Here is a 24,508-nt window from a genome sequence, read left to right as displayed (position 1 = left end):
AAATGGAGGTGTGATGTTCAAATATGATGTATTTCAATCATTACTATAGAAATAACCCTTACAATACTTATGTGCCCATATCGGAGTTAAGCAGGGTAGGAGCAAAGGTTAGTTGGGATGAAAAACAAAAGGTTTTTAGAGTCACAAGTGATTATCATCTATTAAAGGTTGAAAACCAACAATTAAGGCAAAGGATAACAGAATTAACGGCGCTGGTAACGAATCGTAGCTTAAGGGCTAATGACCAAAACTGGGAAATGCACTTAGCTGACCAGGGAAATACCAATTATTCAACTGCTACAATGCCAGTAGATTTGACGTTATTGACGTTAAAGAAAGATCCATTTAATAATGCTTCCTCCCTGTTTAGCGTGAATCAGAATCAGCTGTACTCGGTTGAACGAATTTCGAAAAAAATTCTTTCTGCTACCGACTTGGACACTTATAAAGAGAAATGGGATTTTTCAACAGAAAACCAGGATGCCTTTCTTGATTTGATAGCAAGAGACGGAGTGGTTTACGCATCAACTATGAATAAACTTTATGCGATTCAGGATAACGGAAACGCTCCACTGACACTCTGGACCGTTGATACCTTTGCGAACAGGCTTTTAATAGACCAAAATACATTGTTTTATTACACCAGAACCACCGAGGGTCTGGATGCGATTGGTACAGTAGATATAAAAACGGGTCAAAAGAAATGGAGTTATCCCCTTAAATTCCAAGAGCAAATCGAAGGAGTTTTTGCTGCTGGCGGAAATAGACTGTATGCCAATATACGGAATCCAGTGCAAATGACATCCAAAATGTATGCATTCGATTCCTCTTCCGGCACTGTTCTCTGGACATTTGAACTTGATTCAAGCTTGCCTATTTACGGAGCTCCTGTCTATAAAGAAGAGAAGCTTTACTTCGAAACGAAAAAAACAACTAGAACCATTTGGGCATTGGATGCTGCAAGCGGAAGAACATTATGGAAGTTTAGTCCAACGGGTATGTTTACACAGCCTCTGTCTGTAACGAATGATTCTTTAATTGTCCTGGATGAGATCAATATTATGGCGATTGATAAAAATACTGGAGTACAAAAATGGAAGACCATGTACGCAGAGCAGTTCGTTGCCGGGGGACTACAGACCATTAGAGGGTCAAGCGGTATGGTTGTAGCCTCAGACAGAATTATTTTGGGAAATTACAACAAGATAAAATTCTTTAATTCAGCAAATGGGCAGCTCATTTATTCAACTCTTCAGCTTACACCTACTACAGGCGCATCTGGTCTACGGCCAATCTGCGTCATTAAAGATACTATTTTTGTAACGGAGACTAATCAATTTCTCTATACGTACGCTGTTCCAAAAATAAGCCAGCTAGATACAGAAAAGCCAACGGCAACGATCGATTTACCAGCAGTCAGCCAGCTTTCTGTTCAGGATGGGAAGAATCAAATTAAAATTCCAGTTACAATAAGTGAAACGGCAGAAATGGATGTAACCATTGTTGATGAAAGCGGCCAGGTAGTTCAGACCATCGGTTGGGGACGCCACTTGAAGGGTACATCCAATTTTTATTGGGATGGAAAAAACAGCCGGGGCTTTAACGTGATCCGTGGGAATTACTATCCAATTGTAAAACTCACAGATCTTGCTGGAAATAAGAATGAGTATGCAGCACGTGACAAATTGATTCAGATTATAGAAGGATTCGGTCTAACTTTAAAAAATGCCAACTTGCGCTCGACTGCAACCACACAAAGTACGATACTAAGAACAATCCCTGCTGGTTCAGAAGTGGTCATAACAGGAGAAACGGGTGATTGGTATCAGATTGAGTACAGGATTGTTAGCTCCGTGCTGAAAGGATATGTCTCCAAGCCATTAATCAAAGTTCCATCTAATCAGGAGATTCAAACAATTGAAAGTGCTAAGACAAGGACAAACGTCAATGTTAGAACCAATCCTGGAACTCAGTATGATACAAAGATCGTGCTCCCGATGAATACAGATATAAAAATTTATTCCGCAATCGGAGACTGGTATTCAATAGAATACAAGAAAGACAGCATGACTTTGGATTCTGGGTATGTAGCAAAATTTACTATTACCCTTCCAACTGTATCAACTTATGTATACACCGTTATTGCTGGCGATTCTCTCTGGAAGATTGCCCAGAAGAATGGTGTAACGATTGACTCCATCGTCAAAGCCAACAACCTCGATCCCAATCAACCTCTTTATATTGGCCAAAAACTGACTATAGTTAAATAATACTTGTGAAAAAAGAGGGCAAACGTGCTCTCCTTTTCGTTCGATGAAATTTTATTTACGCTTCTTTTTATCCAAATTTTAGTCTGCTGGTTATGAAAAAGCAAATTGCCTAAAAGATATAATAAATTTGCCCAGTCTAAAGACTGGGCATAATTTAATATCAATGTTTTAATCTTCCTCAAACCATAATGGTGTCTTATCATCAGGGTCTCCATTGTAATTTATCTTAATTTCCTCGCCTGCCTTAATGTCGGTATAGGCAAAAAATTTGATTGTCCCTTTTTTAAATTTTCTTTTAAAAATGGCATTAGGTGTGCTGGAATGATTGAATAGTGACCCGACTCCTAATGCTAATGCACAGTCATCATAATTTGTTCCCCACCAGAAGACATAGTCTATTAACTTGGTTTTTTTCAAATACTTATACTCATCTTTAGGAAATACAATGACGGGTGACACCTCTAGAAGTTCATCCTTCATAATATCACGAGTCGCGAAAATCCCTCTCCCGTATTGAGATTGCCTTACCTCCAACATAGTTCTGTTTACCTCCATTTTAAACACATCTCAGTTGCAGTTTTTTTATTAAGGTATGAAAAAGGGCGGTGTTTGGTTTGGGTCAATTAGGGAGGTGCAAGTTCATAGAGGAAAAAAACCAAGTTAATGTGAAGAGACTAACTTGCCATCAGTGAACTTATTTTTGTAAGGGGTTTACCAAGATGTTAGTTTTGCAATTGTCCAAAAAAATTATCATAATAATTATTTAATTGACTAATGGTTAATTTTCCTAACAGGAATACAATATAAGTGATATCGGACAATTTAATCAAAAAATAAGCTATTAATCTATTAGTAAGGAGCCTAAATCATGTCTTTGAACGTAACTGAGATTGAAAAGCCCTTATACATAAAAGTACACCCTGATAATAATGTAGCGATTATTGTCAACACTGGGGGATTGCCTGAGGGGGCAATTTTTTCAGATGGACTAAAACTGAATGAGCGAGTACCTCAAGGTCATAAAGTAACACTTACGGATTTAAAGTGTGGGGATGCGATTATTCGTTATGGCCACATCATCGGTTATGTTAAAAATCCTGTGAAAAAGGGAAGCTGGGTCAATGAAACCATGGTTGATTTGCCAAGTGCACCCGAGCTGGACGAACTACTTGCACCTGATCAAGGGATAGAACGATTGTGGCAAAGCTGAAAATATTAAAGGCTGACAGGAAGCATGCTGTCAGCCTCTTTAGATTAGCAAAATAGTTGAATATCTTGTTAACGGTTATAATGATAGTGGAGTTGATTAGGATGAATGCGAAGGAGATATCCACACGGATCGATGTTCTTGATTATTTACGGGGATATGCCCTAATGGGGATTATCCTGGTTAACATCATTCCATTATTGTCGGTTAAGTTACCAATTCCCAGCACCTCTGATGCATCGTACTTGAGGTTTTTATACTTATTTGTGGAAGGTCGCTTTTATACGATCTTTACCTTTTTGTTTGGTGTGGGGTTTTATATATTTATCTCCAGGGCAAATGCGAAGGGGAAAAATGGCTATGTTTTGTTTTTACGGCGAATCCTCGTGTTGTTTATCTTTGGATTAGTTCATGTGCAATTTCATCCAGGGGAAGCATTAACGGTTTATGCTATTTGCGGTCTGATTATTTTACCTTTTTATAAAGCGAACAAGGTTGTAAATCTTGTTTTTGGAATGGTCATGTTGCTCGTCCTAAGTTTGTATGCTCAGAAAATGTTTATGGTGGTTCCTTTGATGTTGTTAGGAATCGCCGCCGGGCAGTACCGGCTATTTGAACGAATATCAGATCAATGGAAAGTGACAGCTGTTTTCACAGGGGGGATGTTTGTTTTAAGTGTGGCAGGTCTTATTTATCAATATCAGCATGCTCCGTTTGCATTTGGATCAGGTGGTGAGTCCATAGAAACGCAGCAATTCTTACGGATTGGAATCACGATTGGTCCAATTGTCTCTGCTTTTTATATCGGGCTGATGATTTTGCTTCTGAATTTTCCTGTTGTCCGGCAGGTTCTGTCACCTTTAAAGAGCTATGGACGGATGGGGCTGACAAATTATCTTTCACAAACAATCTTAATCCTAGTTGCGGGGAAGGTGCTGGATTTATTTGATCATATCACTTATTTACAATCACTTTATTTTTGTTTAGCTATTTATGTCATTCAACTTACGTTCAGTGCGATTTGGCTGCGCCACTTCAGCTTCGGCCCATTGGAATGGGTGTGGCGCACGTTGACCTACTTCGAATTCCCGCCAATGCGAAAAACTAGAGTATAGAGAGCAAACGCCCACCTCTTGATGGGGAATGCTAAAGAAATGTCAGTCCTCCAATGTTTAAAACTGGAGGACTGACTCGATTTTTGTTACAGCTTATGTCTGGAGAAAATGTTATTTTTCAATATCCACATCGTGTTCCTTTGCTAATTTATCCAATTTAGTTTGATAATTACGAATATGTTTTCGCGCGTCAGCCAACATATCATTGGCTTTTTGGATCAAATTGGCATCCTGTTCTTCTAATGCCTGTTTAATTATTGCAAAGGCTTTAAACTGTATATCCGCTCCTTCAATATATATTTCGTGGATTTCTCTTACCTCATCTGTTTCAATCTTTACAGAATCTAGAGCTTTAATAAATTCGTTGTAATTTGGAATAACATCATTATTTAAGACATCGTACATTGTTTGATCATCCTGATAGTTTGTACCCGAGACCCCTTCATAGGCTGAAACGGCAGCCCTCTCTAATTTCCCCGCTTCCTTCATTTCTTTATTTACATAATTAAGTAAATCATCTTGCACAGGATCATTGGAGCATCCAGACAATAAAATCAAAATGGGTAGGAATATAGCCAATATCCATTTTTTCACTACATTCACCTCCTAATGCCCAATTTATGAGGGTTAGGAAGTCCATTATGAGTGTGGAAAATAATATTTTATTAATCATCACGTGGCTTTATATAGTCTTGTTTAGGAAATTCGGCTCTTCAGTAAATGTTTTATTTTGGTAATCTCACTGAAAGAGTTTCTCAATTAGACGTTGACTTCAAAATTCAGAATGTTATAATCAAATTTATAGATTATTGACAATGATTTTCATTATCAATAATAGAACGCTAGAATAATAGAAATGATGGGGTTTGTTATTGACCGTGCGACAGCAGTTGGCGGAGAAATTGGTGCAAAGGAAATTATTGAAAATGAGTTAGTTAAAAAAACTGCTGCCTTTAAGAATGATAAGATTATCTACCTAGATGCAGACACATGGTACCTAAGCGGTGGAGGCTTAAAGTCTGTCAAAGCAATGGCCAAAGAAATAGAGGCAGCATTATAAAACAAGAAACAACCCCACAAACGCTTGGACTTAAGCTCCGAGCGTTTGTTATTATGAACTAAAGCAGCTCAAATTGTCCGTGTAGGACGGACAATCGGGCTAAGTGTCTTTCGGTGGTGCCTGACACCATTTTGTAAAATACTTCTTTTCTTTATCGAAAAACTCTGTAAAATGGAGATTAAGAGTATAATTGATGTGTTTGGAGAGATCTCTATGTCGAAGAGTTTCCCGATTTTTACGAAAGAGGATGAATCTGTGGTTTATAATCCGGATGATTTAATTGACTTATTTCTTGACTGTACCGCAGACGCGATTTGTATGGTCGATATGGAGAATCGGTTTATTCGAGTGAACCATGTGTATACGAAGATATTTGGCTATACAGAGGATGATGTCATCGGAAAAAGAGTTGAAGAATTTTCTAATCCTGACATTGTGCATGATATTATTGAATCAGTCAAAAGTGGTGAAGCATATCCTGATATGGTTACCCAAAGATACCATAAAGACGGAAGCATACTTGATATTGCTGTTTCCTATTCTCCCTTTCGAAATTCATGTGGGGAAATTATTGCTGTTATTGCAATCTTTCGCGATATAACAGAGCATATTAATATTGAAAGAGAATTAAAAAAGACACGTGAACTGTACAAGCTTATAACTGAAAATACATCGGATATGATTAAGGTCTATTCGAGAGATAAAAAGATTGTCTATGCATCTCCTTCTCATGAAAACGGAATTGGATATACTCCTGACCAGTTAATAGGTAAAACCGTATACGATCTTATCATGCCAGAGGAAATAGACCATTTTGACAGAGTTTATCAAAGGTTAATAGAAACAAAGGAACCTCAACTGCTACAAACAAAGTTGCAAACAGGTAATAAGGAAGTAATATACTCGGAGACCACTATTTCTCCAATTTTTAATGAACAAGGAGAAATTGATTCCTATGTGACGGTGGGAAGGGATATTACAGACCGGGTAAAAAATGATGATGCCCTCCGAAATTTAGACCGGCTTTCGATTATTGGCCAATTGGCTGCTGGAGTTGCTCATGAAATACGAAACCCGTTGACTTCGTTGAAAGGGTTTTCAAAGCTTTTGAAAGATACTAGGAACCAAGAAAAACAAAGTGATTATTTATCAATCATCATGAACGAATTAGATCGTATTGATATGATTGTGAATGAATTTATGTCGTTGGCGAAACCTCAAGCCATTCAATTTGATCAAGAAAATCTAAATTCAATCTTAGAAAGCACGGTTAATATACTTCATCCACAAGCTTTATTACATAATGTGCAAATAATCAGCCATTATCAAAAGGATAATATTGATTTGCTTTGTAATCACAATCAGTTGAAACAGGTTTTTGTTAATTTTTTAAAAAATGCAATTGAATCGATGCCGTTTGGTGGAAATGTGAATATTCATGTGCAAAGGATAGAAGGCAAACGAGTGCAGATTAGCTTTTCGGATGAAGGGATGGGCATTGACGGCGAACTTATGCGCTATTTGGGAACTCCCTTCTACACAACCAAGGATAAAGGAATCGGACTTGGCCTAACCGTCAGCAACAAAATCATCCAGGAACATAATGGTACTATGAAAATCGACAGTCAACCTGGGAAAGGCACCACTGTAAAAGTTGAACTGGAATGCTTTTAATAAGGATGTAAAAAAAGGGTGTCAGGCATCATTAAGGGACAATTGTCCCACGTGGTGCCTGACACCCTTATTTGGTGTAACGATTTGCATAGCTAGAAGCAACAAAGGCATTTGGTTTGATTTTCGGTTCAACCCCCATTGATTCGATTCTCGTTACCATTTCTTTTACAAACTCACTCGTCTTGTTTCGTTTACCAGCACCGATATCAATGTGTCCTTCCATTGTGAAGGTTGCTCCTTTATATATATAGGGGAGGACAAGATTGATCAACTCATTTTTCCTTTCTTCGTTGAACATCGATACAATTTCCTCAGTTAACGACAATTCAAGGGAAATCCGTTCATGTAAGTGAGTCATTTTTCTTGGAATAATGACTTTCCTTATGCACGCCCATACTCCTTTTCCTTTATTTTGAATCACAATTCCTGTGATAAAAACAGTTGTGGATCTATGGACTTGAGAATCTGTGCCAACCATTAGTCGGTAGTTCCCACTTGGGTCTAACTTCATGAATGTTACAATCCGTTCAAAGACTTGTTCGAACGACAGCCCATTCTCCTGAAGATTTTGAAACAAATCGTGATAAGCCCCGTTTTTTTTCATCTTGAAGCACCACATCTTTCCTTTCCAACTAAAAAAATTTAGTCTCGACTCTTACTCCTATCTTATGGAAAGTGATTTATTGTCGTGCAGCCATTGAAAGTATTTGATCTTTATTGAAATGTATGTAGATAGGTGAGCAAAAATGCATGGGTGTGACACCTTAGGGTGTCAGGCACCGTCCGTGGACAAACGCTTCATTTGTCCGTACTAGGAGGACAGCGCGAAGGCTGCTCGGTATTGATTCGGTTTTGAATTATGCCCAATTAACAACGGAAAATGATCTGCTAACCTAATATAGAAATTAATAGCGTTGGAACAACCTTTTTTCTAAAAACAATTATTTGCCTAACAATATTTGTGCCAGTCCATCATTAGATAAAGAAACGGGATTTTATCTAGATAGGGATGGATGGAAATGGCAAAGAGAAACCGAGGGAAAACAATCAGCTACCTGCCTTCAAATGGCCGGGGAACCTGCCCGCTGTGTGAAAGGACAAGAATCAAGCTACTATATCCGCATACAACAGAAACAAACCAAACCATCAAAGTTTGCAAAAATTGCCGGGATAAATAAACAATGGTGTCAGGCACCGCTCGTGGACATTTGTCCTTTTGCAGTGCCTGACACCTTTTTCTTTTTTTGGTGATATCGGGCAAAGGGGGTCATACACTCATTTTTTAAAAGGATATTAACACTAATTGTCGAATAAACTTAACTGTAGTGCAATTAGCCTAAAGTGGTTGTGAGCGTGTAGTCCCAAATAAATAGATGTTAAAGGGGTGGGATAGATGGTGAAACGGATTGTAAAACAGCATGAATTAAATTTTTTGAAGCGGGAGCTAAGGTTCTTAGAAGATTCAGAGATTCTGCCTGCAGGAAAGGCCAATGAAATAGATGAGATTTACGAGGTACAGAGACTTTCTTTCACAAAAACACTTTTGTATGTGGGTTCTATTTTGATTGGCGCGGGGGTACTCAGTTTTATCGCGAGTAATTGGGATGAGATTGGAAAAACAGCGAAGCTCCTATTAATCATCGCGTTGTTCGTTTCCAGTAATCTGGCAGGATTTAAAATGGAAAGGAACTATCCAAAGACATCTAAAAGCCTTTATTATGTAGGTGTTCTTGTGTTCGGGGCGGGGATTTTTCTTGTGGAGCAAATGTTTCATCTCGGAACAAATTCACAAAATGCTTTTTTATGGTGGTCGCTTGGCATTTTGCCATTAGCATGGGTATTACGGGATAAATGGATCCTACTAGCATCTTCCCTTTTTGTCCTCAAATACATGCTGGATGGACAATATCTCGAAGGGGTAAATATCCCGTATTGGACACTGCTTTGGATTGCCGCCATTTATTTACTTAATGAAAAAATAGGTTTCTCAAAAGTGACGGGCTTTATCGCTGGCATATTGTCGCTAGCATTTATCGGGACGGTCATTAGCTTTTTTGTCAACCGCTATGACTATACTGATTTTCCTTACGTGTATGGATTAATCTATTTGGTCATAGGCGTAGCTCTAGTCCTCTCAAGAGGGAAAATTAGAGACATTTACGTTGTCTTGGGATACATCGTTCATGGTGCCGCAGCGCTATTGTTATCTTTTGAAGATACCTGGCCAATGGATTGGATGTATATTCCTTTTTCGGTCATCTATGTGCTCTATGTATTGTACTTAATTAAAAAAGGAAGTTTGCTCAGTATCATTATTTTATGCGTGATGATCTTCCGTTTTTACTTGGATTTATCCTTTGAATTCTTGCCAAAATCGTTCGTATTTATTATTGGAGGATTCCTGCTCCTAGGTTTCGGTTTTTATTTTGAAAAACAAAGGAAAAAAGGGGTGAGTGTGCATGAATAAGCGAGCAAAGCAGTTAGTTTTGGCTTGTTCGGTGCCGGTGCTTATTCTGTTAGGCATGTGCTTCGCGCCCCTCTATACCATGTTAACGGGGGAGGAAATGATTCTCCAAACGAAACCGGTGGACCCATCCGACCCTTTTAGAGGCGATTATGTGACCCTTCAATATGAAGCTGAAGAGGTCCCAATATCATTGTTGGAAAAAGCAGTGGTCACAAGATTGCAGAACAAGGGGGGACAGTTCGACGTATACGTCCTGATGGCGAAAAAGAACGGAGTCCACACCCCCATTAAAGTCAGCCTTGAAAAACCCGATAACGGATTATTCCTAAAAGGAACAATAAACTATATTGATAAAGACAACCAGGGACAAGAAATTGCCATCATTGAGTACAATCTGGATAAATACTTCATAGAGGACAACACCGGGGCAGAATGGGAAAAAGCCTCTGCTAAAGGAGAAATACTAGCCAAACTAAAAGTAGACAACGGCTATGCCGTCCTGACCGATATCACAACCAAGTAAAAGTTGGTGTTAGAAAATTAGTGTTAAAAAGTTGGTGTCAGGCACCACATGTGGACGAAACTGTCTTTTGTCCATGTGGAGAGGACATTGGTCATTCTTGGTGCCTGACACCTTCTTGCATTCCTAATGTTAACTCAAATTAAAATTAGGTTGACAATACAGTGGTTAACCATATATTTTAATATTATAACAATAAATATTGGGGTGGGAGAATGAAGACAAAATTAAGAGCGTTGGATATAACACTAGTGGGGATGTTTGTGGCGTTGATGGCGATTGGGGCAAACATAACCTCCTTTGTACCTTTTATGGTGGTGGGAGGAGTTCCAATTACACTCCAAACCTTCTTTGCTATCTTGGCAGGGGCTATATTAGGGAGCAGGTTAGGATCGATAGCGATGACGGTTTATATGCTAGTTGGCTTTGTGGGCGTTCCTGTTTTTGCTAAATTTGGGGCAGGCCCATCCACAATTTTTAGTCCAACCTTTGGCTTTATTCTATCGTATATTTTTACAGCGTTTATCATTGGAAAAATCGTTGAGAAAAAGAAAACTGTCGCAGCCTTTATCATCGCCTCCTTAATCGGAATGGTTGTAAACTACTTCTTTGGTACAAATTGGATGTACTTTGCTTATAAGCTTTGGGCAGCAGCACCAGAAGGATTCACCTATAAAATGGCCTGGTTATGGATGGTTGTTCCACTTCCAAAAGACATTATTTTAGCCGTCCTTGCCGGAATCATGGCCCACCGACTAGAAAAAACCGTCCTATCAAAAGGGCAATTTAAACATTTAAAACGTGTTTCCTAAGGCTATCAAGTTATAAACAAACTAAGGGTGTCAGGCACCGCTCATGGACATTTGTCTTTTAGCGGTGCCTGACACCTTTTTTTGTGACACCTTTTTTCGAAGAAATTGCTTGATACGAAACTTTTAGATTATTCGGATGTTATACATATAATTTAAAAGGGCATTTTGATATAATTCAGGAATAATAGATTTATATATTGATAGAAGTTATTACAGAATGGGTGATTACAATCATCAGGTCACGATTGAGAAGCTTAAATACCCTGCGTAATCAGATTCTAGCTGTTTTTTTGTTTGTTATGATGATTGTTCTTGCGATTGTTTCCATTATGGTATACAACCAGGTTGGAACTTTAATGAAGGACAATGCAGAGGAACAAATTCAGCAAACAGCAGTTGAAGCAAATGGAAGAATGGAAACATTATATAGACAAGTGGACACACTGTCGAACCAATTGGCGACGAATGGTACCGTCCAGCAGCTACTGTTAGGGATCGTTGACGGGGATATCATGGATTTTGCCAAGCAGCAATCGTTAATCAAAGTCATCAATAATTTCTACGCCTACTCGGATGGGATTTCCAACTTTGAACTATTTACATCTAAGGGGAAAAGAATTTATCCCTTTGATAATAAGCACTTATCTAACCGCATTCAACCGAGATGGATAGAGGTAGCGGATAAAGAAAAAGGACGATTAGTATGGGTTGGAAAAGACCCGGCCAATACCAATTATTCTTATGCCATTAGAAGAGTGAGTTTAATAGACCGTTGGTTTTCAAACGGGGGATATTTGGTTGTTCGGATCACTAACAGCTATTTTCAAGTAAAAGAGAACATAGAGGAACATGGAGAAGAGGGGTATATGATGCTCCTTGATCGAGACTTAGCTCCAATTACTGATAATTATGGAATTGATATTCAGAATATGCTTCTAGAAGGACAAAAAGCCGTTACCATTAATAAAAAAGAGTTCATGATAGTAAAGGAATCATCTAAACTGACGGGCTGGACATTGGTTATCCTAAAGCCGACGAGTTTCCTTTCAGAACGTGTTTCAGCGGTACGTTCCCTTATTTTACTATCAGGTGTAATCGGATATATCATTTTCTTTGTCTCTTCTATTTTTTTGGCGACGATGATCACGAGGCCAATTAAGCGACTAACCAATACAATGAAGAAAGCTAAAATGGATGAATTAAAGATAAATCCTGGAAGTTCCGCATCGTTGGAAATTATTGAACTTAATAATACGTACAACCAAATGGTCGAAAACACGAATCACCTAATACAAGAGGTGTATGAAAAGGAACTGTTGCGGAGTAGGACTGAATTGAAAGCGCTTCAATCCCAAATCGATCCCCATTTTCTTTACAATACATTAAATGCCCTTTACTGGTCATTAGAAGAAAAGGGAGAAGAGGATTTGGCTGGGACAGTCATTGCGATGTCAGAGCTTTTCCGCTATACAATTGGAAACAAAAATAGTGGCGAATGGGTAACCATTCACGATGAACTTGAACATATTGAACGCTATTTACAGCTGATGAAAATGAGGCTGGGTGACCGATTGATATGGTCAATATCGGTGCGGCCAGAATACATAGATATAAAAATACCAAAGCTTATCATTCAGCCTTTAGTTGAAAATGCAATAATCCATGGAATTGAGAAAAAGAGAAAGCAAGGTGCCATCTTTATTCATGTTGAAAAAGTGGACGACTCCTCAAATATCACGATAACCGTAAAAGACAATGGCTCAGGAATGGAGGCGGAAATGCTTTCACAAATTAATCACGCGATAGAAATGGATGGTGAGTCCTCCATTAAAGGAATGGGGATGGCTCTTACCAATGTGAATAAAAGAATTCGACTTTATTATGTTCAATACAATTTGAAGCATCTATACCTAGATAGTGAACAAGGCGAGGGAACAAAGGTTACATTTGAAATTCCAGAGCTGAGGAGGTAAATAACAGATGTCTACCAAGACTATTTTAATCGTCGATGATGAGCAAACAACAAGACAAGGCTTGAAAAAAACACTGGAAATATGGTCCGGGGGAAAATATGAAATAATAAGTGCCACTGATGGACCTGAGGCATATGAGCTATTTGGCAAACATAAAATTCATCTTCTAATCACAGATGTTTGCATGCCTGAGATGGATGGTTTGAAACTGTTGAAAAACATTAAGGATAGAGGATATAAGCCCGTGGTGATGATTATTTCTGGGCATCCTGATTTTGAATATGCTCAGGAAGCAATTCGTCTGGGAGTAATTAATTATCTCCTGAAGCCGTTAAGTAAACAAAAGCTAATTGAAGCAGTTGAGCAGGCATTGGAAACAGAAGCTAATATAGAAAGGGCAGACCATCTAGAAAAAGTTGCCGATCAAAAGCTACTGAATGTGGATGCCCGGAAAGACCTCTCGAATTCGCTAATAAAAGATGCAATGACATACATAAATAAAAATTTAAATAGGCAGGTCAGCTTAAAGGAAGTGGCTGATACTGTCCATTTAAATGCCAGTTATTTCAGTGTTTTGTTTAAAGAACAAACCCGTTTGACATTTAGTGAATACTTGACGAGAAAAAGGCTGCAAATGGCCAAAAACCTGTTATTGACCACGGATGCACATGTCGAAGATATAGCCCAGCAGGCAGGCTATCAGACAGCTAAGTATTTCATTAAAATCTTTAAGGATTTTGAGGGAATTACACCAAGCAAATACAGAAAAGTGGCTGTCCTTGACGAAGCACCTATCCAAAAATAGTGGAATTTCCCCCAATCGCGGTTACCTTACCGTGATTTTTTATTAGTGCTAAAATTCAGTATGTAAGCGAAAACAATTTACTGGGGGTTTTGAAATGTTTAAGAAAGCGTATACATCGTTACTAGTACTTGCACTTCTTCTTACAGCTGGTCTTGCTGGCTGCAGTGGTTCTGACAAGGCTAGCAATGAGGGCAGTTCCAAGAAAACGATTAAATTCATGCACCTTTGGCCTGCCGGAAGCTCCAAACAACAAAACTTGATCGTGTCAGATATTATCAAGCAATACGAGGCAAATCATAAGGATGTAAAAATTGAGGTTGAAGTACTTGAAAATGAACAATACAAGAACAAAATGAAAGTTCTTTCCTCATCTAACGAGCTTCCAGATGTAGGTTTTACATGGGCAGCTGGATATATGACTCCTTTCGTTAAAGGAAAGCTTTTTTCACCACTTGATGATGTATTATCTGGCGGTTTGAAAGATTCTTTCGTTAGTGGAACAACAGAAGCATATGCGTTAGACGGCAAAACTTATGGTCTTCCACTAGAATTAAACATCGCTCCTATTTATTACAATAAAGAAATCTTCAAAAAATTTAATCTCGAAGTACCTCAAACTTACAGTGAATTCACAAATGTTGTGAAAACAATTGCTAGTAAAGGTGTAGCACCAATTGCACTTGGAAATAAAGATCGTTGGACTGGATCTCTATGGTATATGTACCTTGCAGACCGTTTAGGTGGTTCTGAGGTTTTAAACAAAGCAATCGATCGTACTGGTTCATTTGAAGATCCTGCCTTAGTAGCAGCTGCAGATGAAATTCAAAAACTTGTAAAAGAAAATGCATTCAATAAAGGATTTAATGGTTTGTCTAATGATGAAGGGAAATCAGAATTCTTAAATGGAAAAGCTGCTATGTACCTGATGGGGACATGGGAACTTCCGAACTTCACGACAAATGAAGAAATTCCACAAGCATTCCGTGACAATGTTGGATTCTTTAAATTCCCAACAGTTGAAGGCGGTAAAGGGAACATCGACAGCTGGGTTGGCGGTCCTGGGGTCGGCTTGTTTGTATCTGAAAACTCAAAGGTTAAGCCTGAAGCAAAAGAATTTGTTAAATTCTTTGTTGAAAAATGGGGAGAGCAATCTGTTGAAAAAGCAGGTGTAATTCCAGCTACTAAAGTTGATACTGCCAAAGTTAAATTACCACAACTTTATATTGATGTATTAAACGAATTGAATAAAGCTAGTAATCTAACATTATTCGCAGATGTTCAAATGAGTGCATCTGTTGCTGAAACACATTTGAATCTAATTCAATCACTGTTCGGTAACGAAGTGAATCCAAAAGATTTTGCTAAACAACACGAAGATGCGTTAAAGGCTGACGAAGGCAAATAATCGCAACTTAGAAATAAGGGGCATATATCTTTACTTTTGGTATGTGCCCCTTCATTTTTATCCTGTTTGCAAAGGAGTTGAACCGTAATGAATAGAGTTATGTCCAATAAAAAGATAGTTGCTCTGTATATCGCACCAGCGCTTTTTCTTATCCTTGCCTTGATTTATGTACCAATTGTCCAAACCGGATATTTCGGCTTAATGAAATGGAATGGAATCGGAGAGATGGAATTCATTGGCTTAAAAAATTATGCCCATCTGATACAGGATTCCTTGTTTTGGAAGAGTGCCTACCACTCCTTAATACTGGCAGTTTTTTCAACACTTAGCTTGATTGGTTATTTATTCATCTCGATGATATTGGCAGGCAAAATAAAAGGAGCAGATTTGCTTAGAAAAATCTATCTGATTCCCATGCTGCTTGCATCTGTTGCCATTGCGCAACTCTGGTTGAAAATTTACCACCCTACAAATGGAATTCTAAATAGTGTTCTGGTTTCACTTGGAGTTGAAAATCCACCCGCATGGCTAGCGGAACCAGGTATCGCGCTATACGCAATTATCGTCCCGATTATCTGGCAATATGCAGGCTTTTATATTTTGATCTATTATGCAGCATTGAAAAACATCCCGGATTCCCTGGAAGAAGCAGCGAGAATTGATGGCGCTACGCCACTTCAAATTGCATTAAAAATAAAAATTCCATTAATCATGAATGTAATCAAGGTAACGATTGTTCTTGCAGTTGTCGGATCATTGAAATATTTCGACTTGATTTATGTCATGACTGATGGAGGTCCAAACAATTCCAGTGAGGTTATGGCCTCATATATGTACCATAAAGCATTTAAGGGCTTTGACTTTGGGTACGGAAGTGCTATTGGTTTCTTCTTATTAATCATCTGTTTAGTTGTAACGTATATCATAAGGAAACTTACCACACAGAATGACGATATTTATTAAAAGAGGGGGGATTTAGGTGAATACGGTGAAAACGACTGGATCTCCGGTAATCATAAATAAGGAAAAATCGAATCTAGCGAAGATCCCATTCCTTAATCGCGCAGCCTATGGAATTATGTACCTATTCCTTATTATCGTAGCAATTTTTCAAATCTTTCCGATCATCTGGTTATTTCTTTTCTCATTGAAAAATAACCAAGAAGTTTTTAATATGTCTCCCTTTTCCTTGCCAGCACAGCCAAAGTGGGAGAATTACCAAAAGGTTTGGACAGAGGGGAACATTAGCCAATACTTTTTCAACAGTATCACCTATACGGTAGTAGCGGTTGTATTGACTGTTATTTTAGCAAGTATGGTAACATTCGCCCTTACGAGAATGAACTGGAAGGGCAGTAAATTGGTGTTGGGCTTATTCATGGTTGGACTAATGATTCCGGTCCATTCCACACTGATTCCTTTATTCAATACTTTTACAAAAATAAACCTGATTGATAATCCGCTTTCCGTCATCTTCACCTATACTGCCTTTAATCTGCCGATCACAATTATGATATTGCTTGGATTTTATGAGGCACTGCCAAGAGAGGTAGAAGAGGCTGCTGTTATGGACGGAGCTTCGATTAATCATATATTTTTCCGGATTACCCTGCCAATGACTGCACCAGTTATTGCAACGGCGGCAATTATTAACATGATTTACAACTGGAATGAATTTGTTTTCGTCAACACATTTATTAGTTCAGACAGCTTTAAAACGCTGACAGTTGGAATTCAGAACTTTATCGGTCAATATACAACGGACTGGGGTGCAATTGGTGCAACACTTGTTATTAGTATCCTGCCAATTCTGATTGCATTCTTAATCTTGAGCAACCGAATTGTCGAAGGAATTGCTTCGGGTTCAGTTAAAGGGTGATTTATTAAAATCTAGCAACCTATGAAAATAGGATAGAAGGTATTGAGGGAAACTTGGGATTAGAGGTGAAAAACCGTGCAATATGGAAAAACGATGGGGAAACTGTTCACTTTTTGTGAGTGGATCATGAGGCTTGCATACGTGAATCTATTATGGTTTTTCTTTTCCCTGGCAGGATTGGTTCTCCTAGGAATCATGCCGGCAACGGTGGCTCTTTTTACGATCGTCCGAAAATGGCAGTTGAAAGAAACCGACCTCCCCATTTGGAAAACGTTTCTTTCCGTGTACAGACAAGAATTCAAAAAATCAAATGGATTGGGTATATGTATCGGATTGAGTGGGGCATTTATCATTTTTGACTTTCTTTACTTGAGAACAGTAGGAGGAGCGCTCCAATTTACCTTGTTCATCCCATTACTGATGATCACAGGATTTTATGTACTAACCCTTGTTTATATTTTTCCAGTCTATGTCCATTTTGAATTAAAAACTTTGGATTATATAAAAAATGCCTTTTTCTTAAGCGTACTTAATTTCCACATGACCATATTGATGCTGGCAGCTTCAGCAGCAATCATTTTCTTAAATTTGTACCAAACAAGCTTCATCCCATTTTTTAGTGCTGCAACGATTGCTTGGATACTGATGTTTGGAGGGAATTATAGCTTTAACCGGGTGGGGGCTAGACACTAGATTTGCAGCAGCTCTTCCAACCTAAAGAAAAATGGCGCATTCCTCATGTCATTAAGAAACAGGTGCAAAAATGAGCATGAATATTAGTTGATGAAAAGGAGTGTTAAAAATGGCTACAATTCAAAATCCAATTTTAACGGGTTTCAATCCAGATCCGTGTATTTGCCGGGTTGAAGAAGATTATTATATTGCGGTATCGACATTTGAATGGTTTCCAGGGGTAGGGATTCACCATTCCAAGGATCTAAAAAACTGGCGTTTAGCAGCGAGGCCTCTAAACCGGCTAAGCCAGTTGAATATGATGGGGAATCCGGATTCGGGAGGAATATGGGCACCGGCACTAACCTACCGTGATGGTCAGTTCTGGCTGATTTATACGGATGTAAAGGTGGTTGAAGGTCAATGGAAGGATTGCCATAATTACCTTGCTACCTGTGAAACGATTGATGGCGAGTGGTCAGACCCAATTTATTTGAATAGCTCAGGCTTTGATCCCTCATTATTCCATGATGAAGATGGTAAAAAATATTTGGTCAACATGAATTGGGATCATCGTATGGGTCATCACAATTTTTTCGGGATTTCACTTCAGGAATACAGTCCGATAGAACAAAAGCTAGTTGGTAAGGCTGAGATTATTTTTAAAGGAACAGATATTAAACTAACGGAGGCGCCGCATTTATATAAAATTGGCGACTATTATTATCTATTAACAGCTGAAGGAGGCACGAAATTTGATCACCAAGCAACCATTGCGCGCTCTAAACAACTGAGGGGTCCATACGAAGTGCATCCGGAGAACCCGCTGATCACGTCGTTCCATGCCCCGAGGATTCCTCTTCAAAAAGCAGGTCATGCTTCGATTGTACATACCCATACAGGTGAGTGGTTCCTTGTTCATTTAACTGGGAGACCATTGTCCAGAGAAGGACAGCCTTTGTTAGATCCTCGGGGCTACTGTCCACTTGGAAGGGAAACTGCGATCCAAAGACTAGAGTGGAAAAATGATTGGCCATACGTTGTCGGAGGAAACCAGCCATCTGTTGAGATAGAAGGGCCAAGGGTGGACGAAGTGAAGTGGGACAGGGACTTCCCTGAGAAAGACGAATTTGATACAGAAATGTTGAACCCTCATTTTCAGAGCTTACGGATCCCATTAGGGGAGAAAATCGTTTCATTAAAAGATAACCCTGGCCACTTGCGCCTGTACGGGAAAGAATCGTTAACTTCTAAATTCACACAAGCATTTGTGGCAAGACGTTGGCAGCATTTTACCTTTAGCGCGGAGACAAAGGTTGCCTTTACCCCGAATACTTTCCAGCAATCTGCTGGCCTGGTGAATTACTATAATACTCAGAACTGGACATCATGCCAGGTCACCTGGAACGAGGACAAAGGGAGAATCCTTGAACTCATGACCTGTGACAATTTTACCTTTGACCAACCGCTTCAAGGTCAAGAAATTGTCATTCCAGAGGATGTTGAATATGTGTATCTTCGTGTGGATGTGAAGACGGATGTATACCAATACTCCTTCTCCTTTGATGGTGAGAACTGGTCAGTGATTCCAGTAACATTCCACTCCTACAAGTTGTCGGACGATTATATTCAAGGCGGCGGCTTCTTCACCGGCGCATTTGTAGGCATGCAATGCCAAGACACATCAGGCCAAAACCTGCATGCAGATTTTGACTACTTTAGTTACAAAAACAACAATTAATACTATTTTACATTTAAGTTTGCTGTTGATATCAAAAAAGGTGTCAGGCACCGCTCGTGGACATTTGTCCACGAATGGTGCCTGACACCCAGTGCGTTCACACTGGTGAAGAGCTATTTTGATTTTTACAGTTGGCAAAAAACTAATCAAACGATTGATTAAATCGTGTTCAGGCCATGATACATCTGGCTTTTTAAGAAAGGTGAAAAAACTAATCAAACGTTTGATTAAAACCTAGTAGAAGTAATAAACTTAATAACACACCAGCTTAGTTGGTCTTCTATAATGAAAAAGAATTAATCAACGTTAATGACCTTCAAAAGGACATATCCTGCTGTATCATAAGCTATATTGATGAAAAGGCGTCATCCAAAATAGGATGACGCCTTTCGAAATTTTAACCATTATTTTTTAAGGGATTTTACAACTTCGTCAATTGTTTTTTCACTAGCGATTAAACCATTGATTGTCCAGTTACTTGGATCGTTCATTTCGTAAACATGTCCATTTTTTACCGCATCGAGACCATTCCAGATGGAACTCTTCGCTAATAAGTCTAGGCCAGGTTCTCCTTTTTTGCTGACAAGGAAGATATGATCTGCTTTGATTTCTGGCAATTTCTCAAGAGCATCAAAATCCAAACATTCTTGTTCCTCAACATAAACTGTGTCCCTCAATCCTCTATTCATATCCATATGAAAATATAATTCTATTCAAAATACTATCAGAAAACAGTGTCAGGCACCACTCGTGGACAAATGTCCACAAGTGGTGCCTGACACCGTCCTTTTTAGTTCGAATCCCCCAATAATCTATTTCAGACTCCTGCTATAAAGACGGAACCTATTTGAATCGAAGTTTGGTGGAAATTTGCTTTCCGTACACGATGACTCTCTCGATTAGGAAGTTTTTTCGTTCTTCCGTTATGTTGAAATTGACATAACCAATACTAATAGCGCCAATTAGTTCATTTATTTGGTTAAAAATAGGGGCAGCTACTGATGATGTGCCTTTCGTTCTATCCCCATGACTCTCCCCATAGCCCTCTTTCACTATTTGATTTAATACAGTTAAAAAAGTATCTCTATCTTCTTCAGTTACTAGTTCATTTACGATTTTTTGCCTTTCAATTGAGGGCATATGGGCTAACATGACTTTATTTGCTGCTCCAATGTTAAGTGGAATACGTAATCCTAGTTGATCATATATACGGATCGGATTTTGCTGGCAGTCAATTCTCTCAACGATTAATGATTCTAGCCCCATTGGTTTACTGAAATAAATACTCTCTTCTACCTCAAGCATTAATTTTTCCATCTCGGGGCGAATTAACCCTACAAAATCAAAGGTATCATACATCTGTAAGCCGTATTCTAACCAGGTGTTCCCCATTGAATAATGTTTTAAATTTGGATCCTGTTGTATCAGTCCATGCTGCTTCATTGATTGTAAAAGACGATGCATCGTACTTACAGGTAAGTCACACTCCTTAGATAAATCAGTAATTGAAAACCATTTCTTTGTTTCATTTCCAACAAGGACTTTGATCACCTGCATGGCTCGATCGATCGTTTGCATATCTTCATCTCCTATTTAAATTAGGTATCAGTAAAAATATTAATAACTATTAATCAGTAAATTCAAAATATATTGACATGAAATTATTACTACTATAATATCATATTATAAGTTTTCCTGTCAGGGGAAATGAATTCCACTATACGGAAAAGTGAAGGGGGAAATGCTTTGGCATCATCTATGTATAAAAAACTTAACACCGTTATTGTTAAACACCCAAATGAAGCCTTTATTAATCAAGAACATTTAAAAAAGGAATGGGAAAAATTCAACTATATTCATGAACCTGATTTTTCAAAAGCACAGCATGAATTTGAACAGTTTCTTTCTATTATTAAACAGCATGTGGACCATATTGAATTTTTACCCGCGTCAGAACGTGTAGGATTAGATTCTCTCTATGTCCATGATCCCGTTAAATTTACGAAAAAGGGTGCAATTATTTTAAAATCAGGTAAAAAATTACGACAGCCGGAAGCCGAGGTGTATAAACAATTTTTAATAGAAAAGGACATTCCTATATTAGGTGAACTTACTGGTGAAGCAGTAGCTGACGGGGGAGATCTTGTTTGGCTGGATGATCGCACACTGTTAATTGGCCGTGGCTATCGAACGAATGATGAAGCGATCCGCCAAATCAAGGAAATTACTAAAGGTTTAGTGGACGAATGTATCGTTGTTCAGCTTCCTCATGACCAAGGTGAGGACGAATGTCTACATCTTATGTCTCTTATTAGTATCGTAGATGATAACCTGGCTGTTGTTTATTCGAGATTAATGCCAGTCTTCTTAAGACAAATGCTAATCAAGCGTGGCTTTGAACTAATTGAAGTTCCCGACGAAGAATATCATCGACTAGGCTGTAATGTCCTTGCCTTAGCACCGCGAATTTGTATGATAGTTTCTGGAAGCCCTTACACTAAGCGAAAATTAATGGAAGCGGGGGCAACCGTCTATGAATATGAAGGAAATGAAATCTCTTATTTAGGTACAGGTGGTCCGACCTGTCTCACTTGTCCTGTTATCCGTACATAATTGAAGGAGGAAAATATATGTTTAAAACTACAATTGTCAAAACACCTGGAGAAAGCTTCATCCATGGCTTAACGACTTCTGATCTAGGGAGTCCTATTTTAGAAAAGGCGCTCGAGCAGCATAAAGCTTATATTGATGCACTAAAAACCTGTGGGGTAGAAGTAACCGTCCTGCCTAATCATGAGGATTTCCCAGACTCTACCTTTGTAGAAGACACGGCAGTGCTGACACCTGAGTTTGCGGTTATTTCAAACCCAGGGGCTCCTTCACGTAACGGGGAAATTTTTGAGATGGAGCCGATAATAAAATCCCATTATGAAAACATCTATTATATCAAGTCACCAGGAACCCTTGACGGCGGCGATATTTTACAAATTGATAATCATTTTTATTTAGGACTTTCTGAAAGGACAAATTTGGAAGGAGCTGAACAATTAAAGCAAATTCTTGAATTGGAACATTACCAGGCGACTATTGTTCAACTAGAAAAGTTTTTCCACCTTAAAACAGGTATTTCTTATCTTGGAAATCGTACAATTGTTGTCGCAGGTGAATTTATTGATCATCCAGATTTTAATTCCTATACAAAAATTATCGTTCCACCGGAAGAGGAATATGCAGCGAATTGTATTCGTGTGAATGACTATGTCATCATTCCAGCAGGTTTTCCTCAAACGAAGCAAAAAATGAACGAGGCTGGTTTTCGGACGATTGAGCTCGACATGTCTGAATTTCGTAAATTAGATGGCGGCTTAAGTTGTTTATCACTACGTTTTTAAGGAACATTGGAGACTGCTAATAGAAAAGGGGTGTGTGGGAGATGGTTGAACAAGAGGGTCAGCAGAATCAATTAAATCGATCAATGAAACGTCGTCATTTGTTTATGCTTTCGTTAGGTGGAGTCATAGGAACAGGGTTGTTTTTAAATGCTGGCTATACCATTAATCAGGCCGGAGCTGGTGGTGCATTATTAGGTTATTTATTTGGCGGGATCATTTTATACTTGGTCATGGTGTGCCTAGGGGAACTGGCTGTCCACATGCCTGTAACAGGCTCATTTCAAACATATGCAAGTAAATTTATTAGTCCTTCCGCTGGATTTTCGTTAGGCTGGATGTATTTCGTTGGTTCAGCCACAACGGCTGGGGTTGAATTTACCGCGGCAGGAATCCTAATGAAACGGTGGTTTCCTGATGTTTCAGTCTGGATATGGTGTGCTGTTTTCATCGCCCTGTTATTTGTCCTCAATGCTCTTACAACCAGAGGATTCGCAGAGGCAGAATATTGGTTTGCAGGTATTAAAGTGGTTGCTGTTATTTTCTTTATTATTATTGGTTTCGCTGCTATTTTTGGAATCATTCCATTGGCCGACCGTCCCGCACCATTTTTAGAAAACTTAGCACCATCAGGATTGTTCCCTGCAGGTTTTGTCATCCTTTTTGTTACGATGATGAATGTTATCTTTTCCTATCAAGGATCTGAATTGATTGGAATTGCTGCTGGGGAAAGCGAGGAGCCGGAAAAGAATATTCCCCGAGCCATTCGAAACGTCCTTTTTAGAATTATCGTCTTTTATCTAGCTTCTATTGTTATATTATCCGCCATTTTCCCATCTAAGGAACTGGGATTATTGGAAAGCCCATTCGTAACCCTTATGGATATGGCAGGTATTCCTTTCGCACCAGATATTATGAACTTTGTTATACTGACAGCAATATTATCGGTTGGAAACTCATGTATTTACGCGTCGACCCGTTTACTATGGGCGATGGCGCAAGATGGAATGGCTCCAAAACGGTTTGGAAAGCTATCAAAACGCAAGGTTCCATTTGCTGCTCTAGTATTTACGATGGTTTTTTCTCTATTATCCTTGCTAACTAGCTTCATTGCAGCCGACACAGTGTTTGTATTGTTAATGTCGATTGCCGGCATTTCTGTTACGATTTCGTGGATCGGCATTGCCCTTTCACAGTTGTTGTTTCGGAGGAAATACCTGCAAGATGGCGGAAAATTAGAGGAGTTACAATATAAAGTCCCATTTTATCCATTAATACCAATCATTTGTATCGTATTCTGCGTTTCAATCTTAATATTCTTGGCCTTTGATCCGACCCAATTAGTCGGTTTACTAGTGGGTTTAGGATTTTTAGCCGTATGCTATATTTCCTATTATTTTAAGAATAAAAAGGACAAATTGAGTGCAAATAATGATGTGGACTATCGATAGGTTGTCACGCTAGGGTGTCAGGCACCACTCGTGGACAGTTGGCTGTATTTGTCCATCTTAGGTGGACA

Annotated in this window: 23 protein-coding genes and 1 pseudogene; 19 read left to right on the top strand and 5 right to left on the bottom strand. The window is 38.8% G+C overall.

The features are described from left to right. The first annotated feature begins 23 nt into the window (after positions 1-23). Entirely contained in the window at positions 24-2,270 is a 2,247-nt protein-coding gene (locus QF028_RS25885) for a PQQ-binding-like beta-propeller repeat protein (RefSeq protein WP_429470172.1), read from the top strand. Positions 2,271-2,438: 168 nt separating this feature from the next. Here QF028_RS25885 and QF028_RS25880 read toward each other — a convergent pair whose 3' ends face one another. Then, on the bottom strand, positions 2,439-2,807 hold the full coding sequence (locus tag QF028_RS25880; RefSeq protein ID WP_429470170.1) for an SET domain-containing protein: 369 nt from the start codon (positions 2,805-2,807) through the stop codon (positions 2,439-2,441). 331 nt (positions 2,808-3,138) lie between these two features. Between QF028_RS25880 and QF028_RS25875 the strand changes: the two genes are divergently transcribed. Together QF028_RS25875 and QF028_RS25870 are read left to right on the top strand one after the other, a co-directional pair. Next, the gene (locus QF028_RS25875) at positions 3,139-3,480 is read left to right on the top strand and encodes a UxaA family hydrolase (RefSeq protein WP_429470168.1); all 342 of its coding nucleotides are present in this window, start codon (positions 3,139-3,141) and stop codon (positions 3,478-3,480) included. Positions 3,481-3,581: 101 nt separating this feature from the next. Further along, positions 3,582-4,592 (top strand): DUF418 domain-containing protein, encoded by a 1,011-nt coding sequence (locus QF028_RS25870; RefSeq protein ID WP_429470166.1) that lies wholly within the window; start codon positions 3,582-3,584, stop codon positions 4,590-4,592. A 111-nt stretch (positions 4,593-4,703) separates the two neighbouring features. Here the strand turns inward: QF028_RS25870 and QF028_RS25865 are convergent, their stop codons facing one another. Beyond that, the gene (locus QF028_RS25865) at positions 4,704-5,186 is read right to left on the bottom strand and encodes a hypothetical protein (RefSeq protein WP_429470164.1); all 483 of its coding nucleotides are present in this window, start codon (positions 5,184-5,186) and stop codon (positions 4,704-4,706) included. 271 nt (positions 5,187-5,457) lie between these two features. On the opposite strand from QF028_RS25865, the pseudogene QF028_RS25860 reads away from it, so the two are divergent. Further along, a pseudogene (locus QF028_RS25860) lies at positions 5,458-5,652 on the top strand (ABC transporter); the annotation flags it as partial. A 213-nt stretch (positions 5,653-5,865) separates the two neighbouring features. Further along, on the top strand, positions 5,866-7,326 hold the full coding sequence (locus QF028_RS25855) for a PAS domain-containing sensor histidine kinase (protein ID WP_429470162.1): 1,461 nt from the start codon (positions 5,866-5,868) through the stop codon (positions 7,324-7,326). Between the two features lie 67 nt (positions 7,327-7,393). Here QF028_RS25855 and QF028_RS25850 read toward each other — a convergent pair whose 3' ends face one another. Next, positions 7,394-7,930 (bottom strand): ribonuclease H-like YkuK family protein, encoded by a 537-nt coding sequence (locus QF028_RS25850; protein ID WP_214998088.1) that lies wholly within the window; start codon positions 7,928-7,930, stop codon positions 7,394-7,396. Between the two features lie 415 nt (positions 7,931-8,345). Between QF028_RS25850 and QF028_RS25845 the strand changes: the two genes are divergently transcribed. From QF028_RS25845 to QF028_RS25795, 11 genes are all read left to right on the top strand, one after another. Beyond that, complete coding sequence (locus QF028_RS25845; protein ID WP_180247603.1) at positions 8,346-8,504, top strand: hypothetical protein; 159 nt, start codon at positions 8,346-8,348, stop codon at positions 8,502-8,504. A 215-nt stretch (positions 8,505-8,719) separates the two neighbouring features. After that, complete coding sequence (locus QF028_RS25840; RefSeq protein ID WP_429470159.1) at positions 8,720-9,793, top strand: DUF2157 domain-containing protein; 1,074 nt, start codon at positions 8,720-8,722, stop codon at positions 9,791-9,793. Next, complete coding sequence (locus tag QF028_RS25835) at positions 9,786-10,316, top strand: GDYXXLXY domain-containing protein (protein ID WP_429470157.1); 531 nt, start codon at positions 9,786-9,788, stop codon at positions 10,314-10,316. Before QF028_RS25840 ends, QF028_RS25835 begins: the two co-directional genes overlap by 8 nt. A 212-nt stretch (positions 10,317-10,528) precedes the next feature. Beyond that, entirely contained in the window at positions 10,529-11,125 is a 597-nt protein-coding gene (locus tag QF028_RS25830) for a biotin transporter BioY (protein ID WP_429470155.1), read from the top strand. Between the two features lie 197 nt (positions 11,126-11,322). Further along, positions 11,323-13,098: a sensor histidine kinase gene (locus QF028_RS25825; RefSeq protein ID WP_429470153.1), complete on the top strand. Its 1,776-nt coding sequence runs from the start codon at positions 11,323-11,325 to the stop codon at positions 13,096-13,098. A 7-nt stretch (positions 13,099-13,105) separates the two neighbouring features. Beyond that, a complete protein-coding gene (locus tag QF028_RS25820; protein WP_429470151.1) occupies positions 13,106-13,903 on the top strand; it encodes a response regulator transcription factor in 798 nt (265 codons plus the stop codon). Positions 13,904-13,997: 94 nt separating this feature from the next. Continuing rightward, a complete protein-coding gene (locus tag QF028_RS25815; RefSeq protein WP_429470149.1) occupies positions 13,998-15,308 on the top strand; it encodes an extracellular solute-binding protein in 1,311 nt (436 codons plus the stop codon). An 87-nt stretch (positions 15,309-15,395) separates the two neighbouring features. Continuing rightward, the gene (locus QF028_RS25810; protein ID WP_214714224.1) at positions 15,396-16,271 is read left to right on the top strand and encodes a carbohydrate ABC transporter permease; all 876 of its coding nucleotides are present in this window, start codon (positions 15,396-15,398) and stop codon (positions 16,269-16,271) included. An 82-nt stretch (positions 16,272-16,353) separates the two neighbouring features. Beyond that, positions 16,354-17,187 (top strand): carbohydrate ABC transporter permease, encoded by an 834-nt coding sequence (locus QF028_RS25805; RefSeq protein ID WP_429472551.1) that lies wholly within the window; start codon positions 16,354-16,356, stop codon positions 17,185-17,187. A 75-nt stretch (positions 17,188-17,262) separates the two neighbouring features. Continuing rightward, entirely contained in the window at positions 17,263-17,880 is a 618-nt protein-coding gene (locus QF028_RS25800) for a YesL family protein (protein ID WP_429470146.1), read from the top strand. 109 nt (positions 17,881-17,989) lie between these two features. Next, a complete protein-coding gene (locus tag QF028_RS25795; RefSeq protein WP_429470144.1) occupies positions 17,990-19,600 on the top strand; it encodes a glycoside hydrolase family 43 protein in 1,611 nt (536 codons plus the stop codon). A 404-nt stretch (positions 19,601-20,004) separates the two neighbouring features. On the opposite strand, the gene QF028_RS25790 is transcribed toward QF028_RS25795, so the two are convergent. Next, entirely contained in the window at positions 20,005-20,241 is a 237-nt protein-coding gene (locus QF028_RS25790; RefSeq protein ID WP_429470143.1) for a hypothetical protein, read from the bottom strand. 202 nt (positions 20,242-20,443) lie between these two features. Further along, on the bottom strand, positions 20,444-21,178 hold the full coding sequence (locus QF028_RS25785; RefSeq protein ID WP_429470141.1) for an IclR family transcriptional regulator: 735 nt from the start codon (positions 21,176-21,178) through the stop codon (positions 20,444-20,446). A gap of 180 nt (positions 21,179-21,358) precedes the next feature. Here QF028_RS25785 and QF028_RS25780 point away from each other — a divergent pair, with 180 nt between their 5' ends. The 3 genes from QF028_RS25780 to QF028_RS25770 are packed head-to-tail and all read left to right on the top strand — an operon-like array spanning position 21,359 to position 24,440. Further along, on the top strand, positions 21,359-22,213 hold the full coding sequence (locus QF028_RS25780) for a dimethylarginine dimethylaminohydrolase family protein (RefSeq protein ID WP_429472549.1): 855 nt from the start codon (positions 21,359-21,361) through the stop codon (positions 22,211-22,213). A gap of 17 nt (positions 22,214-22,230) precedes the next feature. Then, complete coding sequence (locus QF028_RS25775) at positions 22,231-22,992, top strand: dimethylarginine dimethylaminohydrolase family protein (RefSeq protein WP_168241708.1); 762 nt, start codon at positions 22,231-22,233, stop codon at positions 22,990-22,992. A 41-nt stretch (positions 22,993-23,033) separates the two neighbouring features. Continuing rightward, on the top strand, positions 23,034-24,440 hold the full coding sequence (locus QF028_RS25770; protein ID WP_429470138.1) for an amino acid permease: 1,407 nt from the start codon (positions 23,034-23,036) through the stop codon (positions 24,438-24,440). Positions 24,441-24,508 lie beyond the last annotated feature (68 nt).

The sequence above is a fragment of the Neobacillus sp. B4I6 genome (genome assembly GCF_050434045.1).
In the GTDB taxonomy this organism is placed as follows: Bacteria; Bacillota; Bacilli; order Bacillales; family Cytobacillaceae; genus Neobacillus.
This window is presented reverse-complemented; position numbering and strand designations above follow the sequence as displayed.

Excerpts from the sequence above, each read along its gene's own strand:
- QF028_RS25885 (WP_429470172.1), top strand. The coding sequence starts at position 24 with ATGATGTATTTCAATCATTACTATAGAAATAACCCTTACAATACTTAT.
- QF028_RS25880 (WP_429470170.1), bottom strand. The coding sequence starts at position 2,807 with ATGTTGGAGGTAAGGCAATCTCAATACGGGAGAGGGATTTTCGCGACT.
- QF028_RS25875 (WP_429470168.1), top strand. The coding sequence starts at position 3,139 with ATGTCTTTGAACGTAACTGAGATTGAAAAGCCCTTATACATAAAAGTA.
- QF028_RS25870 (WP_429470166.1), top strand. The coding sequence starts at position 3,582 with ATGAATGCGAAGGAGATATCCACACGGATCGATGTTCTTGATTATTTA.
- QF028_RS25855 (WP_429470162.1), top strand. The coding sequence starts at position 5,866 with ATGTCGAAGAGTTTCCCGATTTTTACGAAAGAGGATGAATCTGTGGTT.
- QF028_RS25850 (WP_214998088.1), bottom strand. The coding sequence starts at position 7,930 with ATGAAAAAAAACGGGGCTTATCACGATTTGTTTCAAAATCTTCAGGAG.
- QF028_RS25845 (WP_180247603.1), top strand. The coding sequence starts at position 8,346 with ATGGCAAAGAGAAACCGAGGGAAAACAATCAGCTACCTGCCTTCAAAT.
- QF028_RS25840 (WP_429470159.1), top strand. The coding sequence starts at position 8,720 with ATGGTGAAACGGATTGTAAAACAGCATGAATTAAATTTTTTGAAGCGG.
- QF028_RS25835 (WP_429470157.1), top strand. The coding sequence starts at position 9,786 with ATGAATAAGCGAGCAAAGCAGTTAGTTTTGGCTTGTTCGGTGCCGGTG.
- QF028_RS25830 (WP_429470155.1), top strand. The coding sequence starts at position 10,529 with ATGAAGACAAAATTAAGAGCGTTGGATATAACACTAGTGGGGATGTTT.
- QF028_RS25820 (WP_429470151.1), top strand. The coding sequence starts at position 13,106 with ATGTCTACCAAGACTATTTTAATCGTCGATGATGAGCAAACAACAAGA.
- QF028_RS25815 (WP_429470149.1), top strand. The coding sequence starts at position 13,998 with ATGTTTAAGAAAGCGTATACATCGTTACTAGTACTTGCACTTCTTCTT.
- QF028_RS25810 (WP_214714224.1), top strand. The coding sequence starts at position 15,396 with ATGAATAGAGTTATGTCCAATAAAAAGATAGTTGCTCTGTATATCGCA.
- QF028_RS25795 (WP_429470144.1), top strand. The coding sequence starts at position 17,990 with ATGGCTACAATTCAAAATCCAATTTTAACGGGTTTCAATCCAGATCCG.
- QF028_RS25785 (WP_429470141.1), bottom strand. The coding sequence starts at position 21,178 with ATGCAAACGATCGATCGAGCCATGCAGGTGATCAAAGTCCTTGTTGGA.
- QF028_RS25780 (WP_429472549.1), top strand. The coding sequence starts at position 21,359 with ATGTATAAAAAACTTAACACCGTTATTGTTAAACACCCAAATGAAGCC.
- QF028_RS25775 (WP_168241708.1), top strand. The coding sequence starts at position 22,231 with ATGTTTAAAACTACAATTGTCAAAACACCTGGAGAAAGCTTCATCCAT.
- QF028_RS25770 (WP_429470138.1), top strand. The coding sequence starts at position 23,034 with ATGGTTGAACAAGAGGGTCAGCAGAATCAATTAAATCGATCAATGAAA.